This window comes from Herbaspirillum lusitanum P6-12, from assembly GCF_000256565.1.
Lineage (GTDB): Bacteria > Pseudomonadota > Gammaproteobacteria > Burkholderiales > Burkholderiaceae_D > Herbaspirillum > Herbaspirillum lusitanum.
Genome location: NZ_AJHH01000025.1, coordinates 1 through 1,138 on the forward strand (window position 1 = coordinate 1; position 1,138 = coordinate 1,138).

Here is a 1,138-nt window from a genome sequence, read left to right on the forward strand (position 1 = left end):
CTTTCCTGGCGCCGATCTGGGGCCTGGACGCGCCGACCATTGAACTGGCGAACAGCCGCCGCAGCTACGACGTGCGTGCGGTGGTGGTAAATGCGCTCGGTGAACAGCAGCGCATCGCCGATGCCTTCTTCGCCGCAGGCCTGCTGCCGAAGAAGGTCAACGCCACCGAAGTATCGATCTGGAAACCGGCGTAAGTCCGCCAAGCAGGTCGGGATAAACGCTTAAACGAGGCTGGCGCGCACGCTGATGTCGGCCTTCAACACCTTCGACACCGGACAGCCCTTCTTCGCCGCATCGACTGCTTGGTCGAACTTGGCCTGATCCGGATTCTGCAGTTTCGCCTTTACATCCAGCACGATGGCGGTGATGGAAAAGCCGTCTTCCACTTTTTCCAGCGTCAGCGTGGCGTTGGTGTCGATGCGTTCGACGGTGAGTCCGGCCTTGCCGAGGCGGCTGGACAAATCCATCGAAAAACAACCCGCATGGGCGGCGGCGATCAGTTCTTCGGGATTGGTGCCGACGCCGTTTTCAAAGCGCGTGGAAAATGAATACTGCGTCGCGTCCAGCGTCTTGCTCTCGGTGGTCAGCGCGCCCTTGCCGTCTCTCAGACTGCCGTTCCAGACGGCGGAAGCTTGTCGTTGCATGGTGTTCTCCTTTGGCATGGTCGGACTAAACGATCATCATGCGACGGCTACCGGGACAGCGACATAGGACAAGCGCGCAAGCGGGCGTAGGAGTTGAGGACATCGGCGTTGACGCTAACATCGTGGACAAAAAAAAGCCGCTCCGAAGAGCGGCTTTCCAGTCAGATCGAAACACCGATCAGGACAATTGCTGAATACCGGCCAATACCCAGCCGCCGTTGCCGGTGACAGGCTTGGACAGGTTCCAGATTTCGTTGAACTGGGTCGGCGAAGCGTTCTGGTCTTCCTTGATGAAGCCGAAGAATTTCACGCTTGCCAGATAGTCGTTGCCGACCGTCTCGACGCCCAGCATGTCCGCATCCAGCGACACCACGTCGGTGTGATTGGCCGAGGCGCCGCGCTCGGTCAATTGCATCTTCAGTTCGCCGAACATTTCCGGCGTGGTGAATTCGCGGATGTCATTGATGTCTGTACTCGCTGCCGAACTTCCAGAA

The 1,138-nt window shown here is 58.7% G+C and carries 2 protein-coding genes and 1 pseudogene; 1 reads left to right on the forward strand and 2 read right to left on the reverse strand.

Annotation, left to right across the window (positions count from 1 at the left end):
- Window positions 1-194, forward strand: a pseudogene (locus HLUSI_RS26405) (aliphatic sulfonate ABC transporter substrate-binding protein); the annotation flags it as partial.
- Window positions 195-221: 27 nt separating this feature from the next.
- On the opposite strand, the gene HLUSI_RS0101120 reads toward HLUSI_RS26405, so the two are convergent.
- Window positions 222-644, reverse strand: a complete 423-nt coding sequence (locus HLUSI_RS0101120) for an OsmC family protein (protein WP_016832205.1) — start codon at window positions 642-644, stop codon at window positions 222-224.
- A gap of 178 nt (window positions 645-822) precedes the next feature.
- Window positions 823-1,138: Tim44 domain-containing protein (locus HLUSI_RS26410; protein ID WP_016832206.1), on the reverse strand; the 316-nt coding region annotated here is incomplete at its 5' end.